Here is a 24,598-nt window from a genome sequence, read left to right on the forward strand (position 1 = left end):
TATCTAGTTAAAGATTAAGAAGTAAAAAGGGTCACCATTTGATGACCCTTTTGTTATCTAATGAACTTCAGTGAACGGTTAGCTATCGGTGTATTTCAAACCATCTTGGTTAAATAGATAATCAGTTAACTCTGAAGAAGTGACGTTGTTGAACTCAATTGTCATAGACTCACCACCCTTTTCAATAGTAAGAGTAGAACCGCCACTATTGTTGTCAGTGATCGAATCTTCAATATTGTTTAGCAGAGCATTAATATCATCTGCCTCAAGGTCAGCCAACAGCTCAGATAGGTCAAGTTTGTCTCCATCTGCCACACTGAAATCAGTAATAGTGTCGGAAGATCCATCATCCATGTCTACCCACTTAAAGATATCCTCTCCTTCACCGCCAGTTAAGATATCGTCACCTAATCCGCCAATCAGTGTATCGTCACCGCCTTGGCCATAGAGGATATCATTGCCTTCTCCGCCATCTAACGTGTCATCACCTCCGCGTGAATCACCGTCGACATTAAACAATTCGTGATTAGATTTAATGTACTCATAGACCTCTAACTCGCTTGGTGTGTTACCATTTTTTAGCTCAAGGAACTGCTCTAACGCAGGCAGACCCGCGCCATCATCTAAGTCAGAAGGCTTAGCAGGGTTACCTGCCGTATTCCACGGAAGGTTATCGGTATTGATACTATCGCCGAATAAAATATCCGCACCTTGCCCACCTGTTACTGTATCTGATCCCAATTCGGCGATATCTTTAATGATTTCACCTCCCTGAAGCACAGCTTGTAGCTCGCTAGGAGTATCCACCAGTTGTACTTCTCCTGCGGGAGCAAGTAACGGCTCTACGACAAAAATGTCTTCAATCTCCGCGTAAGTATTTTTGTACTGTTGCGATGCGTCATGAGAGAACACCATGTAATAATTACCAGAAGCAACACCTTCGATCAGAACTGAGGTATCACCGTTATGCTTACTTAGAGTCGAACTTTGAATCAGCGTACCGTTAGTGTCATACAGATACCAGGTGAAATTACTTTTAGTTAAATCAACATCAAACTTTATAGAACTACTATCCTTAGCAACAGAAAACTCTTGAGTTCTAACTGCTTCAACATCACTACTCGCGTTTGAATCATAGTCATAAAACACTAAGTTTCCGTCATCGGTATATACAGCAGAGTAATAGTGGTCATCACTAACATTTGTAAAGCCATGATTAGAAACATCGATTAGCTTAGTTTCAGTCCCTAAACCAGGCACTGCAGCAAGGCCAGTAGAAGAAGTATTGTCAAAGAACTTCAATATTGAGTCATCAATATCGTTACCAATTCCTATGGCCATAACGCTAGACTTGGTGCTCAGTACAGCAAACTCAGTAAGCGCATCTTCAACAGTGCTATTCGCTGGCTGGCCATCTGTTAAGAAAAACGTCAAATTTTCGGTATTACTATCGACCGTCTGAGTATCAAACCATGTATTTGCAGCAGCCAAAGCATCATCGTAGCCGGTACCACCGTCATCTGGGTCCAACTCATTCTCGATGGTGTTAATTAAATCGAGATATCCTTGACTATTAGGTTGTAAATCATTGACTGCAAATTCAACGACTACCTCGTACTCAAATCCAATCAGTTTCAAATTGATCGTGCCATCGTGAGACGCAAGATCTGCGGCTAGCAACTTGAGCGCATCTTGAAGCATCGCAATGCGTGTTATCGTATTTCCGTCGCCATCTGTTGTGTTCCATCCCATACTTCCCGAGACATCAACAACCAAAGCAATGTTGTAGTTAACACCAGGGGTAACGTTAGTTACAAATCCGCCTGAATCTCCTAATAGTACATCCTCACCTTTACCGCCCATAACATTGTTATCGCCGTTAGGGTCAATTTCAGGTTTATGAATGTTACCTGTCTCATCCTGTGCATATTTTGGCAAGTCTACAGGCTCGCCATCGCTGTCGATTTCCTGGGCACCCGCTGTAACAACCAAATTAGGTGTAGAACCAACGATACTTTCAATTTGAATCGTTACTTTCCCTTCCGCGTCTAAAGAGCTGACTGGAATACTCCAAGTGCCATCGCCATTATCTGTACCGATAGAAAGCACTGAACCTTGAGGTACATTGCTAACCGTTACTTCAGTGACGACTTCACTTCCATCATTATCGTGTAAATCGATATCGATATTGAGCTCGTAAACGTCAGCGACCTTAACTAAGTTGCCATTTTGGACTTCGAATTTTCCGTCAGAGAAATACAACGACTCGATACTATAAAAATCGTGTTTTGCATTCCCTGTTCCAGTATGAGTTAAGCGGAAATCTGGGGCTCCTGCTGTACTAAAGGTGTAGTCTGTACTTTGACCTGCAAGGTACGCTACGTCGATACCAGAACCACCATAGTATGCTGTGCTCGTTGTTGGACTACGAGAGATGAGAACATCATTACCAGATTCTCCAGTATCATCTCCCAACAGATTAATACTTGTGGATGTATCTATCCCGCCAACCAAAATGTCGCTACCGTCGCCACCTTGTAAGTTTTCCGTCAAGACAGAAGATGTACCATCACTTCCGATAATGATGTCTTCACCGTCTCCGCCTCGTACCTGCATATGATTTCCGCTGCCATAAACAACTGTGTCATTACCATCAAGGGCCTCAACCCAAGCTACGCTTTCAGAACTTTGAAGGTGATTGTCGCTGTTGTCCGCACTTGTATCAACAGACTTCGTGGCCAGATTAGATTCAATGCGTGAGACGATTGAATCTGAGATGTTTCCACTTATGCTGGTTAGGTCTGCTGAAACAGTCAATCCGTTACTGATTGGTGTAACAGTAGTTGTCACAACCGCGGTACTAGTGAGCCCAACGCTGTCGACAATGGTATATGTAAATGACGCACTGCCCGTCACGTTACTATTTGGCGTGAAGGAGATCTCACCACTATTTTGATCGTATGAGACTGTTCCGTCAGTCGAGCTAAATCCATCGGCGACAATAGTAAACGTATCGCCATCATCTGGATCGTAATCGTTAGCCAAAAGAAGCGACGAATCAACCGTTAAAGACTCTCCCTCTTTAACAGACAAAACATCTCCTAGCAGTGGGAAATCATTTAAGTCGTGCTCGCCATTATTGTAATTACCATTGCCGTCAACCGTACCAAGATTGATGTCTAGATTAGCAGCACCGCCTTGGTCCCAATAGACGATTTCAATTGAATGGTAGCCATCGCTATTTACTGTAAATGAATTATGCAGAGTCGTCGTAGATGACTGATTCCGATCAACAGTTGCAACGGCAACCCCATCAATCAAGACCGTGTAGCCGTCATCGGCGGTAACTTTGAACGCATAATCGCCGGCTTCGAGGTAGATTGAGCCACTCATTTTAACGACACCGTCAGTGTGTTCACCAACTGTGCCTTCAACTGAGCCAGAGTCGGTATTTAAGAAGTCTTCAAACTGACTTTGAGAACTTAAGCCGTTGTTGTTTCCGTTTAACGTATAATTGATATCTTTTGCTTCAAATGTCAGGTCCGCATCTTTGCTAGCAATAACATCTAACGCGTCTTGTACAGAATCGATGTTGCCATTAACGCTGTCACTCGAGCTGTAATAATATCCTGATAATCCTCCAAAGACAGACACTGTGTCATTTTGGGCTACTGGCTTCGCATTAGCTGTGTTTAGTGCGATAGAAAGTTGCGCGACTTCGTCACTCACCAAACCACTAGAGTCCACCGACTGATAATCAATTTCTTCAGATAGTTCCGCACTTACTACGTCAACACCTTTAAGTGTGATATTAGAGTTTTTATTTGGATTATCAGAACCATCCTGAGTAGTGAATACACGCAACTCAGTAAAACCGCCATCAACTTGGATGTTGACAGTAGCATTACCATTGCTATCAATACTCAATCCGTTTGCACCAGACTCATCACTATCGAAATAGAAAGTCCCAACTACATTGCCACTTTCGTCAAGCGCGATAACTTCAATACGACCACCTGCATTGTTACCTGCACTGTAGTTACCATATACGCTACCAAACTCGATATTCGCCTGTGTGATAGATGCACCAGTCGCTGAGTAATCGATGGAAATGTACTCTTGAGCATCGTCGTTTACAACGTCTAGCTCACCACTTGTTGCTGTTACACTCTTAGAAACGCCAAAACCGTTTTCTTGGTTATTATTTCCCGTATCATAAACAAGATAAGACGCGGTGTTAGTATCGATATTTTCATCGATTGGAGAAGAACCACTATAAAGTCCCGCACTGATAACGACGCCACTCTGTGGATCGTTATCGTCGCTCTGTAGGTAGCTAACACTAGTAGTCCCATTCCCAACTTGGCCTTGGAACGTACTTGCAACGAAGTCTAAGTTGTCAACCGCATTCTGGTCTTGTTCATATTCAATTTGAGCATCACTGCTGATGATATCTCCAGCTTTAATCAGTACTTTGCCGCCGCCACTAACGTCGTAAAGGTTACCGAATAATGGCTCTTCAAGAATCTTCACATTAACTGACGTTCCGGAAGCATCATCTTCAATGTCACCAACGTTATCTTGAGAACCAGACTGACCACCATCAAACGTAAAGAATGCCTCATCTTGGTTATCTAGGGTCACAGAGAAGTCGGTTGCGGTTGGTTTGTCGTTGACCGTATCAACGCCTAGGTTCAGGCTGTCGCCCGTACCATTGTTGCCGTCCACGTCGGTGTATTTATCATCCGCTACCGTGATGCTCGCGGTGCCATCGAAGTCTTCCGCTGGCGTGAAGGTCGCCGTCCAGGTGATGTTGTCTGTGGTCGTCAGACCGCTCAGCGTACCGCCTGAAGTGACGATGTCGCTCGCATCGAAGCCATCCACCGCTTCACTGAAGGTGAACGTGATGGTCGCGGTTTCGCCCTCGATCAGGTTCGCATCATTGCTGGTGATGTCCAGCGTCGGCGCATCCGTATCAACGCCTAGGTTCAGGCTGTCGCCCGTACCATTGTTGCCGTCCACGTCGGTGTATTTATCATCCGCTACCGTGATGCTCGCGGTGCCATCGAAGTCTTCCGCTGGCGTGAAGGTCGCCGTCCAGGTGATGTTGTCTGTGGTCGTCAGACCGCTCAGCGTACCGCCTGAAGTGACGATGTCGCTCGCATCGAAGCCATCCACCGCTTCACTGAAGGTGAACGTGATGGTCGCGGTTTCGCCCTCGATCAGGTTCGCATCATTGCTGGTGATGTCCAGCGTCGGCGCATCCGTATCAACGCCTAGGTTCAGGCTGTCGCCCGTACCATTGTTGCCGTCCACGTCGGTGTATTTATCATCCGCTACCGTGATGCTCGCGGTGCCATCGAAGTCTTCCGCTGGCGTGAAGGTCGCCGTCCAGGTGATGTTGTCTGTGGTCGTCAGACTGCTCAGCGTACCGCCTGAAGTGACGATGTCGCTCGCATCGAAGCCATCCACCGCTTCACTGAAGGTGAACGTGATGGTCGCGGTTTCGCCCTCGATCAGGTTCGCATCATTGCTGGTGATGTCCAGCGTCGGCGCATCCGTATCAACGCCTAGGTTCAGGCTGTCGCCCGTACCATTGTTGCCGTCCACGTCGGTGTATTTATCATCCGCTACCGTGATGCTCGCGGTGCCATCGAAGTCTTCCGCTGGCGTGAAGGTCGCCGTCCAGGTGATGTTGTCTGTGGTCGTCAGACCGCTCAGCGTACCGCCTGAAGTGACGATGTCGCTCGCATCGAAGCCATCCACCGCTTCACTGAAGGTGAACGTGATGGTCGCGGTTTCGCCCTCGATCAGGTTCGCATCATTGCTGGTGATGTCCAGCGTCGGCGCATCCGTATCAACGCCTAGGTTCAGGCTGTCGCCCGTACCATTGTTGCCGTCCACGTCGGTGTATTTATCATCCGCTACCGTGATGCTCGCGGTGCCATCGAAGTCTTCCGCTGGCGTGAAGGTCGCCGTCCAGGTGATGTTGTCTGTGGTCGTCAGACCGCTCAGCGTACCGCCTGAAGTGACGATGTCGCTCGCATCGAAGCCATCCACCGCTTCACTGAAGGTGAACGTGATGGTCGCGGTTTCGCCCTCGATCAGGTTCGCATCATTGCTGGTGATGTCCAGCGTCGGCGCATCCGTATCAACGCCTAGGTTCAGGCTGTCGCCCGTACCATTGTTGCCGTCCACGTCGGTGTATTTATCATCCGCTACCGTGATGCTCGCGGTGCCATCGAAGTCTTCCGCTGGCGTGAAGGTCGCCGTCCAGGTGATGTTGTCTGTGGTCGTCAGACCGCTCAGCGTACCGCCTGAAGTGACGATGTCGCTCGCATCGAAGCCATCCACCGCTTCACTGAAGGTGAACGTGATGGTCGCGGTTTCGCCCTCGATCAGGTTCGCATCATTGCTGGTGATGTCCAGCGTCGGCGCATCCGTATCAACGCCTAGGTTCAGGCTGTCGCCCGTACCATTGTTGCCGTCCACGTCGGTGTATTTATCATCCGCTACCGTGATGCTCGCGGTGCCATCGAAGTCTTCCGCTGGCGTGAAGGTCGCCGTCCAGGTGATGTTGTCTGTGGTCGTCAGACCGCTCAGCGTACCGCCTGAAGTGACGATGTCGCTCGCATCGAAGCCATCCACCGCTTCACTGAAGGTGAACGTGATGGTCGCGGTTTCGCCCTCGATCAGGTTCGCATCATTGCTGGTGATGTCCAGCGTCGGCGCATCCGTATCAACGCCTAGGTTCAGGCTGTCGCCCGTACCATTGTTGCCGTCCACGTCGGTGTATTTATCATCCGCTACCGTGATGCTCGCGGTGCCATCGAAGTCTTCCGCTGGCGTGAAGGTCGCCGTCCAGGTGATGTTGTCTGTGGTCGTCAGACCGCTCAGCGTACCGCCTGAAGTGACGATGTCGCTCGCATCGAAGCCATCCACCGCTTCACTGAAGGTGAACGTGATGGTCGCGGTTTCGCCCTCGATCAGGTTCGCATCATTGCTGGTGATGTCCAGCGTCGGCGCATCCGTATCAACGCCTAGGTTCAGGCTGTCGCCCGTACCATTGTTGCCGTCCACGTCGGTGTATTTATCATCCGCTACCGTGATGCTCGCGGTGCCATCGAAGTCTTCCGCTGGCGTGAAGGTCGCCGTCCAGGTGATGTTGTCTGTGGTCGTCAGACCGCTCAGCGTACCGCCTGAAGTGACGATGTCGCTCGCATCGAAGCCATCCACCGCTTCACTGAAGGTGAACGTGATGGTCGCGGTTTCGCCCTCGATCAGGTTCGCATCATTGCTGGTGATGTCCAGCGTCGGCGCATCCGTATCAACGCCTAGGTTCAGGCTGTCGCCCGTACCATTGTTGCCGTCCACGTCGGTGTATTTATCATCCGCTACCGTGATGCTCGCGGTGCCATCGAAGTCTTCCGCTGGCGTGAAGGTCGCCGTCCAGGTGATGTTGTCTGTGGTCGTCAGACCGCTCAGCGTACCGCCTGAAGTGACGATGTCGCTCGCATCGAAGCCATCCACCGCTTCACTGAAGGTGAACGTGATGGTCGCGGTTTCGCCCTCGATCAGGTTCGCATCATTGCTGGTGATGTCCAGCGTCGGCGCATCCGTATCAACGCCTAGGTTCAGGCTGTCGCCCGTACCATTGTTGCCGTCCACGTCGGTGTATTTATCATCCGCTACCGTGATGCTCGCGGTGCCATCGAAGTCTTCCGCTGGCGTGAAGGTCGCCGTCCAGGTGATGTTGTCTGTGGTCGTCAGACCGCTCAGCGTACCGCCTGAAGTGACGATGTCGCTCGCATCGAAGCCATCCACCGCTTCACTGAAGGTGAACGTGATGGTCGCGGTTTCGCCCTCGATCAGGTTCGCATCATTGCTGGTGATGTCCAGCGTCGGCGCATCCGTATCAACGCCTAGGTTCAGGCTGTCGCCCGTACCATTGTTGCCGTCCACGTCGGTGTATTTATCATCCGCTACCGTGATGCTCGCGGTGCCATCGAAGTCTTCCGCTGGCGTGAAGGTCGCCGTCCAGGTGATGTTGTCTGTGGTCGTCAGACCGCTCAGCGTACCGCCTGAAGTGACGATGTCGCTCGCATCGAAGCCATCCACCGCTTCACTGAAGGTGAACGTGATGGTCGCGGTTTCGCCCTCGATCAGGTTCGCATCATTGCTGGTGATGTCCAGCGTCGGCGCATCCGTATCAACGCCTAGGTTCAGGCTGTCGCCCGTACCATTGTTGCCGTCCACGTCGGTGTATTTATCATCCGCTACCGTGATGCTCGCGGTGCCATCGAAGTCTTCCGCTGGCGTGAAGGTCGCCGTCCAGGTGATGTTGTCTGTGGTCGTCAGACCGCTCAGCGTACCGCCTGAAGTGACGATGTCGCTCGCATCGAAGCCATCCACCGCTTCACTGAAGGTGAACGTGATGGTCGCGGTTTCGCCCTCGATCAGGTTCGCATCATTGCTGGTGATGTCCAGCGTCGGCGCATCCGTATCAACGCCTAGGTTCAGGCTGTCGCCCGTACCATTGTTGCCGTCCACGTCGGTGTATTTATCATCCGCTACCGTGATGCTCGCGGTGCCATCGAAGTCTTCCGCTGGCGTGAAGGTCGCCGTCCAGGTGATGTTGTCTGTGGTCGTCAGACCGCTCAGCGTACCGCCTGAAGTGACGATGTCGCTCGCATCGAAGCCATCCACCGCTTCACTGAAGGTGAACGTGATGGTCGCGGTTTCGCCCTCGATCAGGTTCGCATCATTGCTGGTGATGTCCAGCGTCGGCGCATCCGTATCAACGCCTAGGTTCAGGCTGTCGCCCGTACCATTGTTGCCGTCCACGTCGGTGTATTTATCATCCGCTACCGTGATGCTCGCGGTGCCATCGAAGTCTTCCGCTGGCGTGAAGGTCGCCGTCCAGGTGATGTTGTCTGTGGTCGTCAGACCGCTCAGCGTACCGCCTGAAGTGACGATGTCGCTCGCATCGAAGCCATCCACCGCTTCACTGAAGGTGAACGTGATGGTCGCGGTTTCGCCCTCGATCAGGTTCGCATCATTGCTGGTGATGTCCAGCGTCGGCGCATCCGTATCAACGCCTAGGTTCAGGCTGTCGCCCGTACCATTGTTGCCGTCCACGTCGGTGTATTTATCATCCGCTACCGTGATGCTCGCGGTGCCATCGAAGTCTTCCGCTGGCGTGAAGGTCGCCGTCCAGGTGATGTTGTCTGTGGTCGTCAGACCGCTCAGCGTACCGCCTGAAGTGACGATGTCGCTCGCATCGAAGCCATCCACCGCTTCACTGAAGGTGAACGTGATGGTCGCGGTTTCGCCCTCGATCAGGTTCGCATCATTGCTGGTGATGTCCAGCGTCGGCGCATCCGTATCAACGCCTAGGTTCAGGCTGTCGCCCGTACCATTGTTGCCGTCCACGTCGGTGTATTTATCATCCGCTACCGTGATGCTCGCGGTGCCATCGAAGTCTTCCGCTGGCGTGAAGGTCGCCGTCCAGGTGATGTTGTCTGTGGTCGTCAGACCGCTCAGCGTACCGCCTGAAGTGACGATGTCGCTCGCATCGAAGCCATCCACCGCTTCACTGAAGGTGAACGTGATGGTCGCGGTTTCGCCCTCGATCAGGTTCGCATCATTGCTGGTGATGTCCAGCGTCGGCGCATCCGTATCAACGCCTAGGTTCAGGCTGTCGCCCGTACCATTGTTGCCGTCCACGTCGGTGTATTTATCATCCGCTACCGTGATGCTCGCGGTGCCATCGAAGTCTTCCGCTGGCGTGAAGGTCGCCGTCCAGGTGATGTTGTCTGTGGTCGTCAGACCGCTCAGCGTACCGCCTGAAGTGACGATGTCGCTCGCATCGAAGCCATCCACCGCTTCACTGAAGGTGAACGTGATGGTCGCGGTTTCGCCCTCGATCAGGTTCGCATCATTGCTGGTGATGTCCAGCGTCGGCGCATCCGTATCAACGCCTAGGTTCAGGCTGTCGCCCGTACCATTGTTGCCGTCCACGTCGGTGTATTTATCATCCGCTACCGTGATGCTCGCGGTGCCATCGAAGTCTTCCGCTGGCGTGAAGGTCGCCGTCCAGGTGATGTTGTCTGTGGTCGTCAGACCGCTCAGCGTACCGCCTGAAGTGACGATGTCGCTCGCATCGAAGCCATCCACCGCTTCACTGAAGGTGAACGTGATGGTCGCGGTTTCGCCCTCGATCAGGTTCGCATCATTGCTGGTGATGTCCAGCGTCGGCGCATCCGTATCAACGCCTAGGTTCAGGCTGTCGCCCGTACCATTGTTGCCGTCCACGTCGGTGTATTTATCATCCGCTACCGTGATGCTCGCGGTGCCATCGAAGTCTTCCGCTGGCGTGAAGGTCGCCGTCCAGGTGATGTTGTCTGTGGTCGTCAGACCGCTCAGCGTACCGCCTGAAGTGACGATGTCGCTCGCATCGAAGCCATCCACCGCTTCACTGAAGGTGAACGTGATGGTCGCGGTTTCGCCCTCGATCAGGTTCGCATCATTGCTGGTGATGTCCAGCGTCGGCGCATCCGTATCAACGCCTAGGTTCAGGCTGTCGCCCGTACCATTGTTGCCGTCCACGTCGGTGTATTTATCATCCGCTACCGTGATGCTCGCGGTGCCATCGAAGTCTTCCGCTGGCGTGAAGGTCGCCGTCCAGGTGATGTTGTCTGTGGTCGTCAGACCGCTCAGCGTACCGCCTGAAGTGACGATGTCGCTCGCATCGAAGCCATCCACCGCTTCACTGAAGGTGAACGTGATGGTCGCGGTTTCGCCCTCGATCAGGTTCGCATCATTGCTGGTGATGTCCAGCGTCGGCGCATCCGTATCAACGCCTAGGTTCAGGCTGTCGCCCGTACCATTGTTGCCGTCCACGTCGGTGTATTTATCATCCGCTACCGTGATGCTCGCGGTGCCATCGAAGTCTTCCGCTGGCGTGAAGGTCGCCGTCCAGGTGATGTTGTCTGTGGTCGTCAGACCGCTCAGCGTACCGCCTGAAGTGACGATGTCGCTCGCATCGAAGCCATCCACCGCTTCACTGAAGGTGAACGTGATGGTCGCGGTTTCGCCCTCGATCAGGTTCGCATCATTGCTGGTGATGTCCAGCGTCGGCGCATCCGTATCAACGCCTAGGTTCAGGCTGTCGCCCGTACCATTGTTGCCGTCCACGTCGGTGTATTTATCATCCGCTACCGTGATGCTCGCGGTGCCATCGAAGTCTTCCGCTGGCGTGAAGGTCGCCGTCCAGGTGATGTTGTCTGTGGTCGTCAGACCGCTCAGCGTACCGCCTGAAGTGACGATGTCGCTCGCATCGAAGCCATCCACCGCTTCACTGAAGGTGAACGTGATGGTCGCGGTTTCGCCCTCGATCAGGTTCGCATCATTGCTGGTGATGTCCAGCGTCGGCGCATCCGTATCAACGCCTAGGTTCAGGCTGTCGCCCGTACCATTGTTGCCGTCCACGTCGGTGTATTTATCATCCGCTACCGTGATGCTCGCGGTGCCATCGAAGTCTTCCGCTGGCGTGAAGGTCGCCGTCCAGGTGATGTTGTCTGTGGTCGTCAGACCGCTCAGCGTACCGCCTGAAGTGACGATGTCGCTCGCATCGAAGCCATCCACCGCTTCACTGAAGGTGAACGTGATGGTCGCGGTTTCGCCCTCGATCAGGTTCGCATCATTGCTGGTGATGTCCAGCGTCGGCGCATCCGTATCAACGCCTAGGTTCAGGCTGTCGCCCGTACCATTGTTGCCGTCCACGTCGGTGTATTTATCATCCGCTACCGTGATGCTCGCGGTGCCATCGAAGTCTTCCGCTGGCGTGAAGGTCGCCGTCCAGGTGATGTTGTCTGTGGTCGTCAGACCGCTCAGCGTACCGCCTGAAGTGACGATGTCGCTCGCATCGAAGCCATCCACCGCTTCACTGAAGGTGAACGTGATGGTCGCGGTTTCGCCCTCGATCAGGTTCGCATCATTGCTGGTGATGTCCAGCGTCGGCGCATCCGTATCAACGCCTAGGTTCAGGCTGTCGCCCGTACCATTGTTGCCGTCCACGTCGGTGTATTTATCATCCGCTACCGTGATGCTCGCGGTGCCATCGAAGTCTTCCGCTGGCGTGAAGGTCGCCGTCCAGGTGATGTTGTCTGTGGTCGTCAGACCGCTCAGCGTACCGCCTGAAGTGACGATGTCGCTCGCATCGAAGCCATCCACCGCTTCACTGAAGGTGAACGTGATGGTCGCGGTTTCGCCCTCGATCAGGTTCGCATCATTGCTGGTGATGTCCAGCGTCGGCGCATCCGTATCAACGCCTAGGTTCAGGCTGTCGCCCGTACCATTGTTGCCGTCCACGTCGGTGTATTTATCATCCGCTACCGTGATGCTCGCGGTGCCATCGAAGTCTTCCGCTGGCGTGAAGGTCGCCGTCCAGGTGATGTTGTCTGTGGTCGTCAGACCGCTCAGCGTACCGCCTGGAAGTGACGATGTCGCTCGCATCGAAGCCATCCACCGCTTCACTGAAGGTGAACGTGATGGTCGCGGTTTCGCCCTCGATCAGGTTCGCATCATTGCTGGTGATGTCCAGCGTCGGCGCATCCGTATCAACGCCTAGGTTCAGGCTGTCGCCCGTACCATTGTTGCCGTCCACGTCGGTGTATTTATCATCCGCTACCGTGATGCTCGCGGTGCCATCGAAGTCTTCCGCTGGCGTGAAGGTCGCCGTCCAGGTGATGTTGTCTGTGGTCGTCAGACCGCTCAGCGTACCGCCTGAAGTGACGATGTCGCTCGCATCGAAGCCATCCACCGCTTCACTGAAGGTGAACGTGATGGTCGCGGTTTCGCCCTCGATCAGGTTCGCATCATTGCTGGTGATGTCCAGCGTCGGCGCATCCGTATCAACGCCTAGGTTCAGGCTGTCGCCCGTACCATTGTTGCCGTCCACGTCGGTGTATTTATCATCCGCTACCGTGATGCTCGCGGTGCCATCGAAGTCTTCCGCTGGCGTGAAGGTCGCCGTCCAGGTGATGTTGTCTGTGGTCGTCAGACCGCTCAGCGTACCGCCTGAAGTGACGATGTCGCTCGCATCGAAGCCATCCACCGCTTCACTGAAGGTGAACGTGATGGTCGCGGTTTCGCCCTCGATCAGGTTCGCATCATTGCTGGTGATGTCCAGCGTCGGCGCATCCGTATCAACGCCTAGGTTCAGGCTGTCGCCCGTACCATTGTTGCCGTCCACGTCGGTGTATTTATCATCCGCTACCGTGATGCTCGCGGTGCCATCGAAGTCTTCCGCTGGCGTGAAGGTCGCCGTCCAGGTGATGTTGTCTGTGGTCGTCAGACCGCTCAGCGTACCGCCTGAAGTGACGATGTCGCTCGCATCGAAGCCATCCACCGCTTCACTGAAGGTGAACGTGATGGTCGCGGTTTCGCCCTCGATCAGGTTCGCATCATTGCTGGTGATGTCCAGCGTCGGCGCATCCGTATCAACGCCTAGGTTCAGGCTGTCGCCCGTACCATTGTTGCCGTCCACGTCGGTGTATTTATCATCCGCTACCGTGATGCTCGCGGTGCCATCGAAGTCTTCCGCTGGCGTGAAGGTCGCCGTCCAGGTGATGTTGTCTGTGGTCGTCAGACCGCTCAGCGTACCGCCTGAAGTGACGATGTCGCTCGCATCGAAGCCATCCACCGCTTCACTGAAGGTGAACGTGATGGTCGCGGTTTCGCCCTCGATCAGGTTCGCATCATTGCTGGTGATGTCCAGCGTCGGCGCATCCGTATCAACGCCTAGGTTCAGGCTGTCGCCCGTACCATTGTTGCCGTCCACGTCGGTGTATTTATCATCCGCTACCGTGATGCTCGCGGTGCCATCGAAGTCTTCCGCTGGCGTGAAGGTCGCCGTCCAGGTGATGTTGTCTGTGGTCGTCAGACCGCTCAGCGTACCGCCTGAAGTGACGATGTCGCTCGCATCGAAGCCATCCACCGCTTCACTGAAGGTGAACGTGATGGTCGCGGTTTCGCCCTCGATCAGGTTCGCATCATTGCTGGTGATGTCCAGCGTCGGCGCATCCGTATCAACGCCTAGGTTCAGGCTGTCGCCCGTACCATTGTTGCCGTCCACGTCGGTGTATTTATCATCCGCTACCGTGATGCTCGCGGTGCCATCGAAGTCTTCCGCTGGCGTGAAGGTCGCCGTCCAGGTGATGTTGTCTGTGGTCGTCAGACCGCTCAGCGTACCGCCTGAAGTGACGATGTCGCTCGCATCGAAGCCATCCACCGCTTCACTGAAGGTGAACGTGATGGTCGCGGTTTCGCCCTCGATCAGGTTCGCATCATTGCTGGTGATGTCCAGCGTCGGCGCATCCGTATCAACGCCTAGGTTCAGGCTGTCGCCCGTACCATTGTTGCCGTCCACGTCGGTGTATTTATCATCCGCTACCGTGATGCTCGCGGTGCCATCGAAGTCTTCCGCTGGCGTGAAGGTCGCCGTCCAGGTGATGTTGTCTGTGGTCGTCAGACCGCTCAGCGTACCGCCTGAAGTGACGATGTCGCTCGCATCGAAGCCATCCACCGCTTCACTGAAGGTGAACGTGATGGTCGCGGTTTCGCCCTCGATCAGGTTCGCATCATTGCTGGTGATGTCCAGCGTCGGCGCATCCGTATCAACGCCTAGGTTCAGGCTGTCGCCCGTACCATTGTTGCCGTCCACGTCGGTGTATTTATCATCCGCTACCGTGATGCTCGCGGTGCCATCGAAGTCTTCCGCTGGCGTGAAGGTCGCCGTCCAGGTGATGTTGTCTGTGGTCGTCAGACCGCTCAGCGTACCGCCTGAAGTGACGATGTCGCTCGCATCGAAGCCATCCACCGCTTCACTGAAGGTGAACGTGATGGTCGCGGTTTCGCCCTCGATCAGGTTCGCATCATTGCTGGTGATGTCCAGCGTCGGCGCATCCGTATCAACGCCTAGGTTCAGGCTGTCGCCCGTACCATTGTTGCCGTCCACGTCGGTGTATTTATCATCCGCTACCGTGATGCTCGCGGTGCCATCGAAGTCTTCCGCTGGCGTGAAGGTCGCCGTCCAGGTGATGTTGTCTGTGGTCGTCAGACCGCTCAGCGTACCGCCTGAAGTGACGATGTCGCTCGCATCGAAGCCATCCACCGCTTCACTGAAGGTGAACGTGATGGTCGCGGTTTCGCCCTCGATCAGGTTCGCATCATTGCTGGTGATGTCCAGCGTCGGCGCATCCGTATCAACGCCTAGGTTCAGGCTGTCGCCCGTACCATTGTTGCCGTCCACGTCGGTGTATTTATCATCCGCTACCGTGATGCTCGCGGTGCCATCGAAGTCTTCCGCTGGCGTGAAGGTCGCCGTCCAGGTGATGTTGTCTGTGGTCGTCAGACCGCTCAGCGTACCGCCTGAAGTGACGATGTCGCTCGCATCGAAGCCATCCACCGCTTCACTGAAGGTGAACGTGATGGTCGCGGTTTCGCCCTCGATCAGGTTCGCATCATTGCTGGTGATGTCCAGCGTCGGCGCATCCGTATCAACGCCTAGGTTCAGGCTGTCGCCCGTACCATTGTTGCCGTCCACGTCGGTGTATTTATCATCCGCTACCGTGATGCTCGCGGTGCCATCGAAGTCTTCCGCTGGCGTGAAGGTCGCCGTCCAGGTGATGTTGTCTGTGGTCGTCAGACCGCTCAGCGTACCGCCTGAAGTGACGATGTCGCTCGCATCGAAGCCATCCACCGCTTCACTGAAGGTGAACGTGATGGTCGCGGTTTCGCCCTCGATCAGGTTCGCATCATTGCTGGTGATGTCCAGCGTCGGCGCATCCGTATCAACGCCTAGGTTCAGGCTGTCGCCCGTACCATTGTTGCCGTCCACGTCGGTGTATTTATCATCCGCTACCGTGATGCTCGCGGTGCCATCGAAGTCTTCCGCTGGCGTGAAGGTCGCCGTCCAGGTGATGTTGTCTGTGGTCGTCAGACCGCTCAGCGTACCGCCTGAAGTGACGATGTCGCTCGCATCGAAGCCATCCACCGCTTCACTGAAGGTGAACGTGATGGTCGCGGTTTCGCCCTCGATCAGGTTCGCATCATTGCTGGTGATGTCCAGCGTCGGCGCTATAACTGGACTGACACCAACATTCACCGTCAATGTATCCGTGCCACCTTGGCCGTCAGAGACGATAACTGTAAAGCTGTCGCTGCCGTTGTAGTCTGCGTTTGGTATGTAGGTCCAGTTGCCGTTTTCGTCGACAGTCACTGAGCCATTAGTTGGATCACTGCCTTTTGAGAAGCTTAAAGAGTCGTTGTCTCCATCAGATGCAGAAAGAGAGCCGCTGACTGGCGTATCTTCATCTGTTGTTACAGCAATGCTGTCACCTAGAGGGTTGCCATTGCTATCAACAAGCGTCGGAGCATCGTTTACTGGAGTCACACCAACATTCACTGTCAGTGTGTCTGTGCCACCTTGACCGTCAGAGACGATAACAGTAAAGCTGTCACTGCCGTTGTAGTCTTCGTTTGGTGTATAAGTCCAGTTGCCGTTTTCGTCGACAGTCACTGAGCCATTAGTTGGATCGCTGCCTTTTAAGAAGCTTAAAGAGTCGTTGTCTCCGTCAGATGCAGAAAGTGAGCCGCTGACTGGAGTGTCTTCGTCTGTGGTTACTGCTACGCTGTCGCCTAATGGATCGCCATTGCTATCAACAAGCGTCGGAGCATCGTTTACTGGAATCACACCAACATTCACTGTCAGTGTGTCTGTGCCACCTTGACCGTCAGAGACGATGACTGTGAAGCTGTCGCTACCGTTGTAGTCTTCGTTTGGTGTGTAGGTCCAATTGCCGTTCTCATCAACCGTCACTGAACCATTAGTTGGATCACTGCCTTTTGAGAAGCTTAAAGAGTCGTTGTCTCCGTCAGATGCAGAAAGAGAGCCGCTGACTGGAGTATCTTCATCTGTTGTTACAGCAATGCTGTCACCTAGAGGGTTGCCATTGCTATCAACAAGCGTCGGAGCATCGTTCACCGGAGTCACACCAACATTCACTGTCAGTGTATCCGTACCACCTTGGCCGTCAGAGACAATAACCGTAAAGCTATCGCTGCCGTTGTAGTCTTCGTTTGGTGTATAAGTCCAGTTGCCGTTTTCGTCGACAGTCACTGAGCCATTAGATGGATCGCTGCCTTTGGAGAAGCTTAATGAGTCATTATCGCTATCAGATGCAGAGAGAGAGCCACTGACTGGGGTATCCTCATCGGTTGAGACTGAAACACTGTCGCCTAATGGATCGCCATTGCTATCAACAAGCGTTGGGGCATCGTTGACAGGGGTAACGTCAACGTTAACTGTGATTGTATCTGTGCCACCTTGGCCGTCAGAGACGATAACGGTGAAGCTATCACTGCCGTTGTAGTCTGCGTTTGGGGTGTAGGTCCAGCTGCCATCTGCCGAAAGAGCTAACTGACCATTTGATGGGGATTGACCCTCTGAAAATGTGACCGAGTCACCATCTGCATCTGTTGCTTCTAGTTGACCACTAACTGACGTATCTTCGTCTGTTGAAATTGACAGCGTATCTCCAGATAGAGAACCATCAGGGTTAGTAAAATTGGGCGTGCTATTTTCCGAGGTAAATGAGCGGAATGCTTCTAAAAGAGTCAGGCTTTGAGTTTCTGACAAACCGATTGACTGAAACCCACTGGTTACAAACTCAGTTTCGGGAATAGTCTCTTCACCGTCACGCTCGATAGTGCCGCTATTAACTAGGCTTGAGCCACTTTCACCGGCAGCAGTAGCGAATTCATCGCCGAGTTGCGTCGGGTCCGCTCCCTCTTCTAATGCAGCGAAAATATTTGCGATGTCTTCATCAAGTTCTATCTCGACATCATCTTCAAATCTCTTCACAGACAAGTTAGGGTTGACCGCCTCATTATTTTGACTTTCCAAAATGAGGTCACCAGCTCTTAATGCTTCTCCGGCTTCCAAAACTCGCACGTTGCCATCAAGACCTATAACAATACGTTGTCCAGCACCTAGTACGCCTACTAGGTTTAAAATTGTCATATCCATATTTACCCCTAAGTCCACTTTTGAAGTGGCGTGTCAAAAATGCGACACATAAAAAATGCTAATTAGATAAAATATAACACCTATTTATAGCCATTTCATAGGTAGCACTCATTCATTTAACAAAAACAGATACAGAGTAATGACAAAGATCACATCAAATGATAGTCTCAGTGCTCAAAACATCGATATAAGTTATTGTGTTTTCTAATATTAAAGAAGATGGCAACTGGTAAGATTTGTTAAAACCTCAGGGGATTTAACAGTCTCAATAGTCCCTCAAAAACCTTCTCTTTTTTATCAATACAATCCAAAGATCGTTATTTTTTTGGCGCATGAATTAGTGACCTATTTCAGCTTGATTTTTGTTTGTAATTCGCACAGTACGGAGATTTCAGTGAATACGATTAAAACCGCAACGTTTGGGCTTGCAGTTGTCTTTAGTATGCCCTCATATAGCCAAACTTTAGAGCAGGCGGTTGCGTTTACTCTTGAAAACAACCCAGATATAAAAAGCGCTTATAACGAGTACATCAGCAAACGTTATCTCAATGACGCTTCTGGAGGCGCATACAGACCAAGTATCGACCTTGACGCAGGTATTGGCTATGAGCACACCGATCTTGTAACAAACGCAAATACAACAGATCTCACTCGCAAAGAAGCGACGATAACTCTCACGCAGTTGATATGGGATGGTTCCAATACTCTCAATGATATCGACCGGACTGCCGCAGATGCTGAATCAGTCCGTTATCAACTACTGGCAACGGCACAAGATACAGCGTTGGAAGTAACAAAAATTTATCTCGATGCGGTAAAGGCATACGAGGTACTTTCCCTTTCCGAAAGTAACCTAGCAACCCACAAAGATATCTACCGCGATATCAAAAAACGGGTAGATTCAGGTATTGGATCCACTGCTGACATGTCACAAGTTGAGGCTCGTATAGCTAAAGCACACGGTAATTTACTTGCCGCTCAAAACAATCTCCTTGATACACACACTCAATTCAAGCGTCTCACTGGTCAAAAGCCACTTGGATTGACTTTCCCAAGAGCAGACTCTACTGCGATTCCATATACCATCGACAATGCACTTGAGCTTGCGTTTCAAACTCACCCTGTTATTCAAATTGCTCGTGCCGATGTTGATTCTGCAAAATTTCAGTACCAACAATCAAAAAGCACGAACTACCCAACCATATCTGTTGAAGCCGCACAAACTTGGCGAAACGATGCCGGTGGTACAGAAGGCAGTAGCGATGAATTTTCAGCGATGTTGCGACTTAGGTACAATCTTTATAATGGCGGGGCAGATCAAGATAAGGCAGAAAGCGCGGCTTACCAGCTTAACAAAGCGAAAGATCTAAGAGAAAGAAGCTATCGAAATGTTGAAGAGAGCTTAAGACTATCTTGGAGCGCACTTGATTTAACTGTTCAACAGAAAGAATTTCTGTCTGACCACGTTGATTCAGCGTCTGACACTGTCATTTCTTATGAAAAACAATACCGTATAGGCAAACGTACTCTCCTTGATTTACTCAACACCGAGAATGAGCTTTTTGAAGCACGAAAAGACTATCTAGATGCTAAATATGATGAACAATATGCAAAGTATAGAGTCATGAACGCAACAGGCAACCTACTCACCGCACTGCGAGTACAAACGCCCGATGAGTGGCATGAAGAAGTGGAGTACTAAGCAATGAATAAATTTAGCATCTTATCTACTTTGATCATGGTGACGTCATCATCAGCCATAGCTCAGCAGTTCAACGATGAATATGCCTACTTACCGACACCAAAACCAGAGCAAATCTATGACTTGCAAGACGATGACAACGACGGTGTCATTAATGCTCGTGACCTCTGCCCGGGGACGCCTGTTGATGCTGAAATAGATAATGATGGTTGCGGATCATATTTTGAATCTTCTGAGCAGAAACAGCTTCATATTTTGTTTGCGAATAACTCAACGGAAATCAACCCTGCCTTCTTGAGTCAGATCCGTCAAATGGCTGCTTTTTTAAAACGCTATGAAACCACGACTATCCAATTGCAAGGCTACGCGAGTAAAACAGGTAATGCAGAGCATAACTTAATGCTGTCAAAAGAACGTGCTGCTAATGTGCGTCGAGCTCTGATCAGCAATGGTATCGCTCCATCACGAATTAATATTGTCGGCTACGGTGATTCGGCTTCAGGAGGAGTCAATCAAGACAACATTAGTCATGCACTCAATCGTAAAGTAGTGGCATCTGTGGCTGGGTTTAAGGGACACATCAAAGAAGAATGGCATATCTTTACTAAAATACCCAAGTAGCTGAAAACTTAATGGTCGCAAATAACCAGTAAAGGTATAGGTTACCCCACTTCAGCCATGTACCTAAGGCTGTGTTAGTGGTAACCTTGCTCCGTTATCAATATAGAGAACTATTTCATGAGCAAACTAACAGCTGATACTCAAGCAAACCTTGATCTATTCGTTTCTGAATCAAAAGAAACCAAACTTGTATGGGGCCTTCGTAACGAAGAAGGTTGGCTAGCATGTGACTCTACTGAATTTGAAAATAGCGAAGTTATGCCTTTCTGGTCTTCGAAGGAAGATGCTCAAACGCACAACGTTGAAGAGTGGGCTGATTTCGAAGTACTTGAAATCCCTCTTGATATCTTCGTTGAAGATTGGCTACTAACACTTGCTGAAGATGGCGTATTAGTGGGCGTTAACTGGAACGCTTCTTTAGAAGGCAAAGAGCTTGAGCCTTCAGACCTAGCTAAGCTATACATCTAAATCATAAGAAATGGTCGCTCAACAGCGGCCATTTTTTTATCTGTTGTTTAACATTCGATGCTATCCCAGGCAAAGACAGAGATTTCACTCACACATTTCTGAACACTTTCCACTGATAATTTGAACCAAGATCAAACTAAATTTAGAATGGCGTTCTTTATCTGGTTCAGACGTTCATTTGTGATTCGCCTAATTTATTTATTCTTATTTATCTTCATAAGCTTACCTGTCAAATCTGAGATTGATAGGACGGAGGCTGATGTTAAAATTCACCTGGGCGAAACCCCTAATTCAGACTGGAATACTCTTTATCTATCAACACTCAACACAGATTCAGTTAGAGCACTTAACATGCTCAAATCTCGATACACCAGCGCTGAATCTAACGGTGAAAAGCTTTATATCGCTGCCCTCCTCTATCACTATATGAAACGCCATGATCAACCCTTTTATGGAGGAAGCTCAGGCAATGAAAATTACCAAGCGTTAGAAGTCAAGTTCATTGAGTCGTTGTCCTTAGATAGTCAGGGGCAATATCAAGCAGCCCAACAAGGATTAATGCAGCTGCTCAAACAGATGAAAGCTCAAAATGACCAAACTGGTAAATTGTTATTGAAATATCACCTTTGCCGTTCTTTCAATGAACAGTCTCGCTATCATCAAGCCAATTACTACTGTTCGATACTTGACGCAGACATCAACGATATTGCAGACCCTGTAGTGCCCAAATCTATCGCTTACCGCGTTATCGCCAATAATCAGTACTTCAGAAGCGATTACCAAGCAGCGCTGAATACCTATATGACTTTGATTGAGTTATTTCCTCAAGGGCAAGACATATCTGGGATCTATAACGATTTAGGTAACCTTTTCAAAGAGATGAAACAGTTTGATAAGTCAGAACAATACTTGAAAGCAGCCCTCAAATTACGCCTCGATGGCTCTGATCTGATGAAAGCACAAGTTCGCCATAGTCTTGCTAAACTTTATATGGATCAATCTAAATACGACCTAGCTATCTCGCAGTTTTTACAAGCCAAGACATTGCTCCACTCTTCAGGTCACCACTACGGCACGGCTATGACGACATTGGGTTTAGGTAAAGCATACACAGCAACCAAACAATACACCTTGGCACGAGGATACCTCATAGAGTCTTTAGATTATGCTAGCGACATCAATAATAAAGTGATTCGCATTCAAGCCTATCTAGCCATAAGCGACATGTTTGAAGAACAACAATTACTGAAAGAAGCATTCGATTACGCAAACCGTGCTTTGGTTCTTGCGAAACAACTGGAGCGAGAGAGTTACATAGCCGATGTATATCGCCAGTTATCACGACTTTACAGAGCCAAAGAAGATTACCAACAGGCACTCTTCTACTATGAACAATACGCACAATCACAAATTGCTACTCGCAACACTGATAACCGCTTAGCATTAGAGGCGTTAAGTTTGTCACACAATAAATACGAGCAAGAGCTAGAAAGCGCTGAACTTCGAAGTCAACAAGACCTTAACCAATTGCAATTAGAAAAAATGCAACAGCAAAAGCTGATGTACAATGCTATCGTTTTACTTTTGGTCGTTACCGCTAGCCTCACTTTTTACTCGAATAACAAAATACGCCGTAAAGCTTCCATTGATTCAATGACAAAGGCGTACAGTCGCGCGGAAATCATTAAGCGAGTGAAAGAGACCAAAGCGCCTTCAAAACCGAATAAACAACACGCATTAGTTCTATTAGATCTAGACAGATTCAAGACGATTAATGATAAGTTTGGTCACCCTACTGGCGATCGTGCTTTGGTTCATGTTAGCCATCAGATCGTTAAGCATCTAAGCAGAGGTGAATTATTGGGGCGTCTTGGCGGAGAAGAATTTCTCATTCTGTTAAAGGATACCAATATCGAAGACGTTCGCGAACGTGTTGAAGAGATCCACTACGCCATCTCCACCAGCAAATTTCTATCAGAATCAAAAAAGCCACTCACGATTACTGCAAGTTTCGCCTATTTAGCGACGCAAAAATCATTGAGTGACTTTGACACTCTCTATTCGTTACTTGACCAAGCACTGTATCAAGCAAAAGCGAATGGAAGAAACTGCATTATCGATGCGTATAACGACCCAATCTAAACTCACAATTTTAGTGATTCACCGATTGCTTGCGAACCAGTTCAGCCATGATTTGCTCACGATTATCTAGATAGTCGTTGAGCCCTACTTTACGTAACTCACATGCTGGGCAATCACCGCAACCATCGCCAATCACGCCATTGTAGCAAGTCAGAGTTTTGTTACGAACAAGCTCAAGTGCTGAGTATTGATCCGCAAGCGCCCAAGTTTCTGCTTTGTTTAGCCACATAAGCGGCGTCTTGATATCCAGTTCTCTGTCCATACCTTGCACAAGGGCAGAGTTCATTGCTTTCACAAAGTCATTGCGACAATCCGGATAACCAGAAAAGTCTGTTTCACAAACACCTGTGATCACCGCTTGTGCACCAATTTGGTACGCATAGATACCCGCCAACGTTAGAAATAGGATATTACGACCCGGTACAAATGAATTTGGTAAGCCATTCTCTTGCAGTTCATGAGATACAGGGATGTCGTCACGCGTCAGTGAGCTAATCGCAAGCTCATTCAATAACGTTACGTCCATAACCTTGTGTGCTTTTACTCCTAGCTCTTTTGCTAATTTCTGCGCAACTTCGATTTCTAATCGATGACGCTGGCCATAATCAAAAGTAATCGCATGAACTTCATCATATTCTTTAAGAGCTTGAACCAAACACGTGGTCGAATCTTGTCCACCACTGAATACAACAACTGCTTTCTTCATTTTTATTCCTTTTCAACAATGCTGCTAAGTTACGCAATGCTCAAATATTTGTGCGTTTGAATAGATAGGCGCCAATTTCGCTCGATGCAAGTGTCGATACATAACTGTGTCGCACGATCTTTTTGGCTAATCGGCTGCAGTGCAATAACCGTGTCTGAAGAGACCTTTGCACGCTCTAATAGGTGATCAAGTTGGTCGACATCTTTAGACGTACCCACTGGGTGTTTAATTTCATCAGCACGCTGCAGAGCGCTGTCTAAGATTTCTAGCTTCGCTTTCATCGCCACTTTAGGTGACACTGTCACCCAAGTATTCGCCGTCGCTTTTACTTCTGATGTTCCGCTGGTCTCAATTTGGCAGCGACACCCCATCTTTTCAAAAGCCTCAGTTAAAGGTACAAGATCATAAATACAAGGCTCACCACCAGTAATCACAATATGTTTGGCATTGAAGCCTTGTTTAACATATTGGTCAACAATGCCTTGAGCATCAACTGAGGACCAAGTGGGTGAGTCTTCTGTTTTCACCATAATATCGCCAAGGGATGTTTCATCTTCAGCCAGTGCTTCCCATGTCTGTTTGGTGTCGCACCAAGAGCAACCGACCGGACAGATTTGCAGGCGCACGAACACCGCTGGAACACCAGTAAAGACACCTTCACCCTGGATGGTTTCAAACATTTCATTAATCTTGTACAACTTTCCCTCAGCTCACATCATTTCGTAAAACAAATTAGGCGGAGACGATAAAGCACTTAAAGGCTTGGGTCAAACAAATGAGTATTACAAAATCCGTTGATCAAAGCCCTAGCTTGCAGTTTCCACTTGGCTTATCCTTGCCAACATTCATTTTTTGTTAGCTTTTTATT

8 protein-coding genes are annotated in these 24,598 nt (G+C 50.5%); 4 read left to right on the plus strand and 4 right to left on the minus strand.

The window, feature by feature from the left end; genetic code table 11:
- Positions 1–78: 78 nt before the first annotated feature.
- Positions 79–12,483: an Ig-like domain-containing protein gene (locus AC6I7V_RS07060; RefSeq protein WP_498011659.1), complete on the minus strand. Its 12,405-nt coding sequence runs from the start codon at positions 12,481–12,483 to the stop codon at positions 79–81.
- Positions 12,386–18,091 carry an Ig-like domain-containing protein gene (locus AC6I7V_RS07065; RefSeq protein WP_498010537.1) on the minus strand — a complete coding sequence of 1,902 codons (5,706 nt, stop codon included), beginning with the start codon at positions 18,089–18,091 and terminating at the stop codon, positions 12,386–12,388. The genes AC6I7V_RS07060 and AC6I7V_RS07065 overlap by 98 nt, the downstream gene beginning before the upstream one ends.
- Positions 18,092–18,533: 442 nt before the next feature.
- Between AC6I7V_RS07065 and AC6I7V_RS07070 the strand changes: the two genes are divergently transcribed.
- The 4 genes from AC6I7V_RS07070 to AC6I7V_RS07085 all read left to right on the plus strand — a co-directional run bounded on the left by AC6I7V_RS07070 (position 18,534) and on the right by AC6I7V_RS07085 (position 23,024).
- Positions 18,534–19,793: a TolC family outer membrane protein gene (locus AC6I7V_RS07070; RefSeq protein WP_498011660.1), complete on the plus strand. Its 1,260-nt coding sequence runs from the start codon at positions 18,534–18,536 to the stop codon at positions 19,791–19,793.
- A gap of 3 nt (positions 19,794–19,796) precedes the next feature.
- The gene (locus AC6I7V_RS07075; protein WP_498010538.1) at positions 19,797–20,414 is read left to right on the plus strand and encodes an OmpA family protein; all 618 of its coding nucleotides are present in this window, start codon (positions 19,797–19,799) and stop codon (positions 20,412–20,414) included.
- A 117-nt stretch (positions 20,415–20,531) separates the two neighbouring features.
- Complete coding sequence (locus tag AC6I7V_RS07080; RefSeq protein WP_032549144.1) at positions 20,532–20,882, plus strand: DUF2750 domain-containing protein; 351 nt, start codon at positions 20,532–20,534, stop codon at positions 20,880–20,882.
- 180 nt (positions 20,883–21,062) lie between these two features.
- Positions 21,063–23,024, plus strand: coding sequence for a diguanylate cyclase (locus AC6I7V_RS07085; protein ID WP_498010539.1), 1,962 nt, complete (start codon positions 21,063–21,065; stop codon positions 23,022–23,024).
- Positions 23,025–23,034: 10 nt separating this feature from the next.
- Here the strand turns inward: AC6I7V_RS07085 and queC are convergent, their stop codons facing one another.
- Positions 23,035–23,730, minus strand: a complete 696-nt coding sequence (queC, locus tag AC6I7V_RS07090) for a 7-cyano-7-deazaguanine synthase QueC (RefSeq protein ID WP_255230675.1) — start codon at positions 23,728–23,730, stop codon at positions 23,035–23,037.
- Positions 23,731–23,759: 29 nt separating this feature from the next.
- The gene (gene queE, locus AC6I7V_RS07095) at positions 23,760–24,428 is read right to left on the minus strand and encodes a 7-carboxy-7-deazaguanine synthase QueE (protein WP_338062717.1); all 669 of its coding nucleotides are present in this window, start codon (positions 24,426–24,428) and stop codon (positions 23,760–23,762) included.
- Positions 24,429–24,598: the final 170 nt, after the last annotated feature.

The organism is Vibrio sp. KUL70, assembly GCF_059725515.1.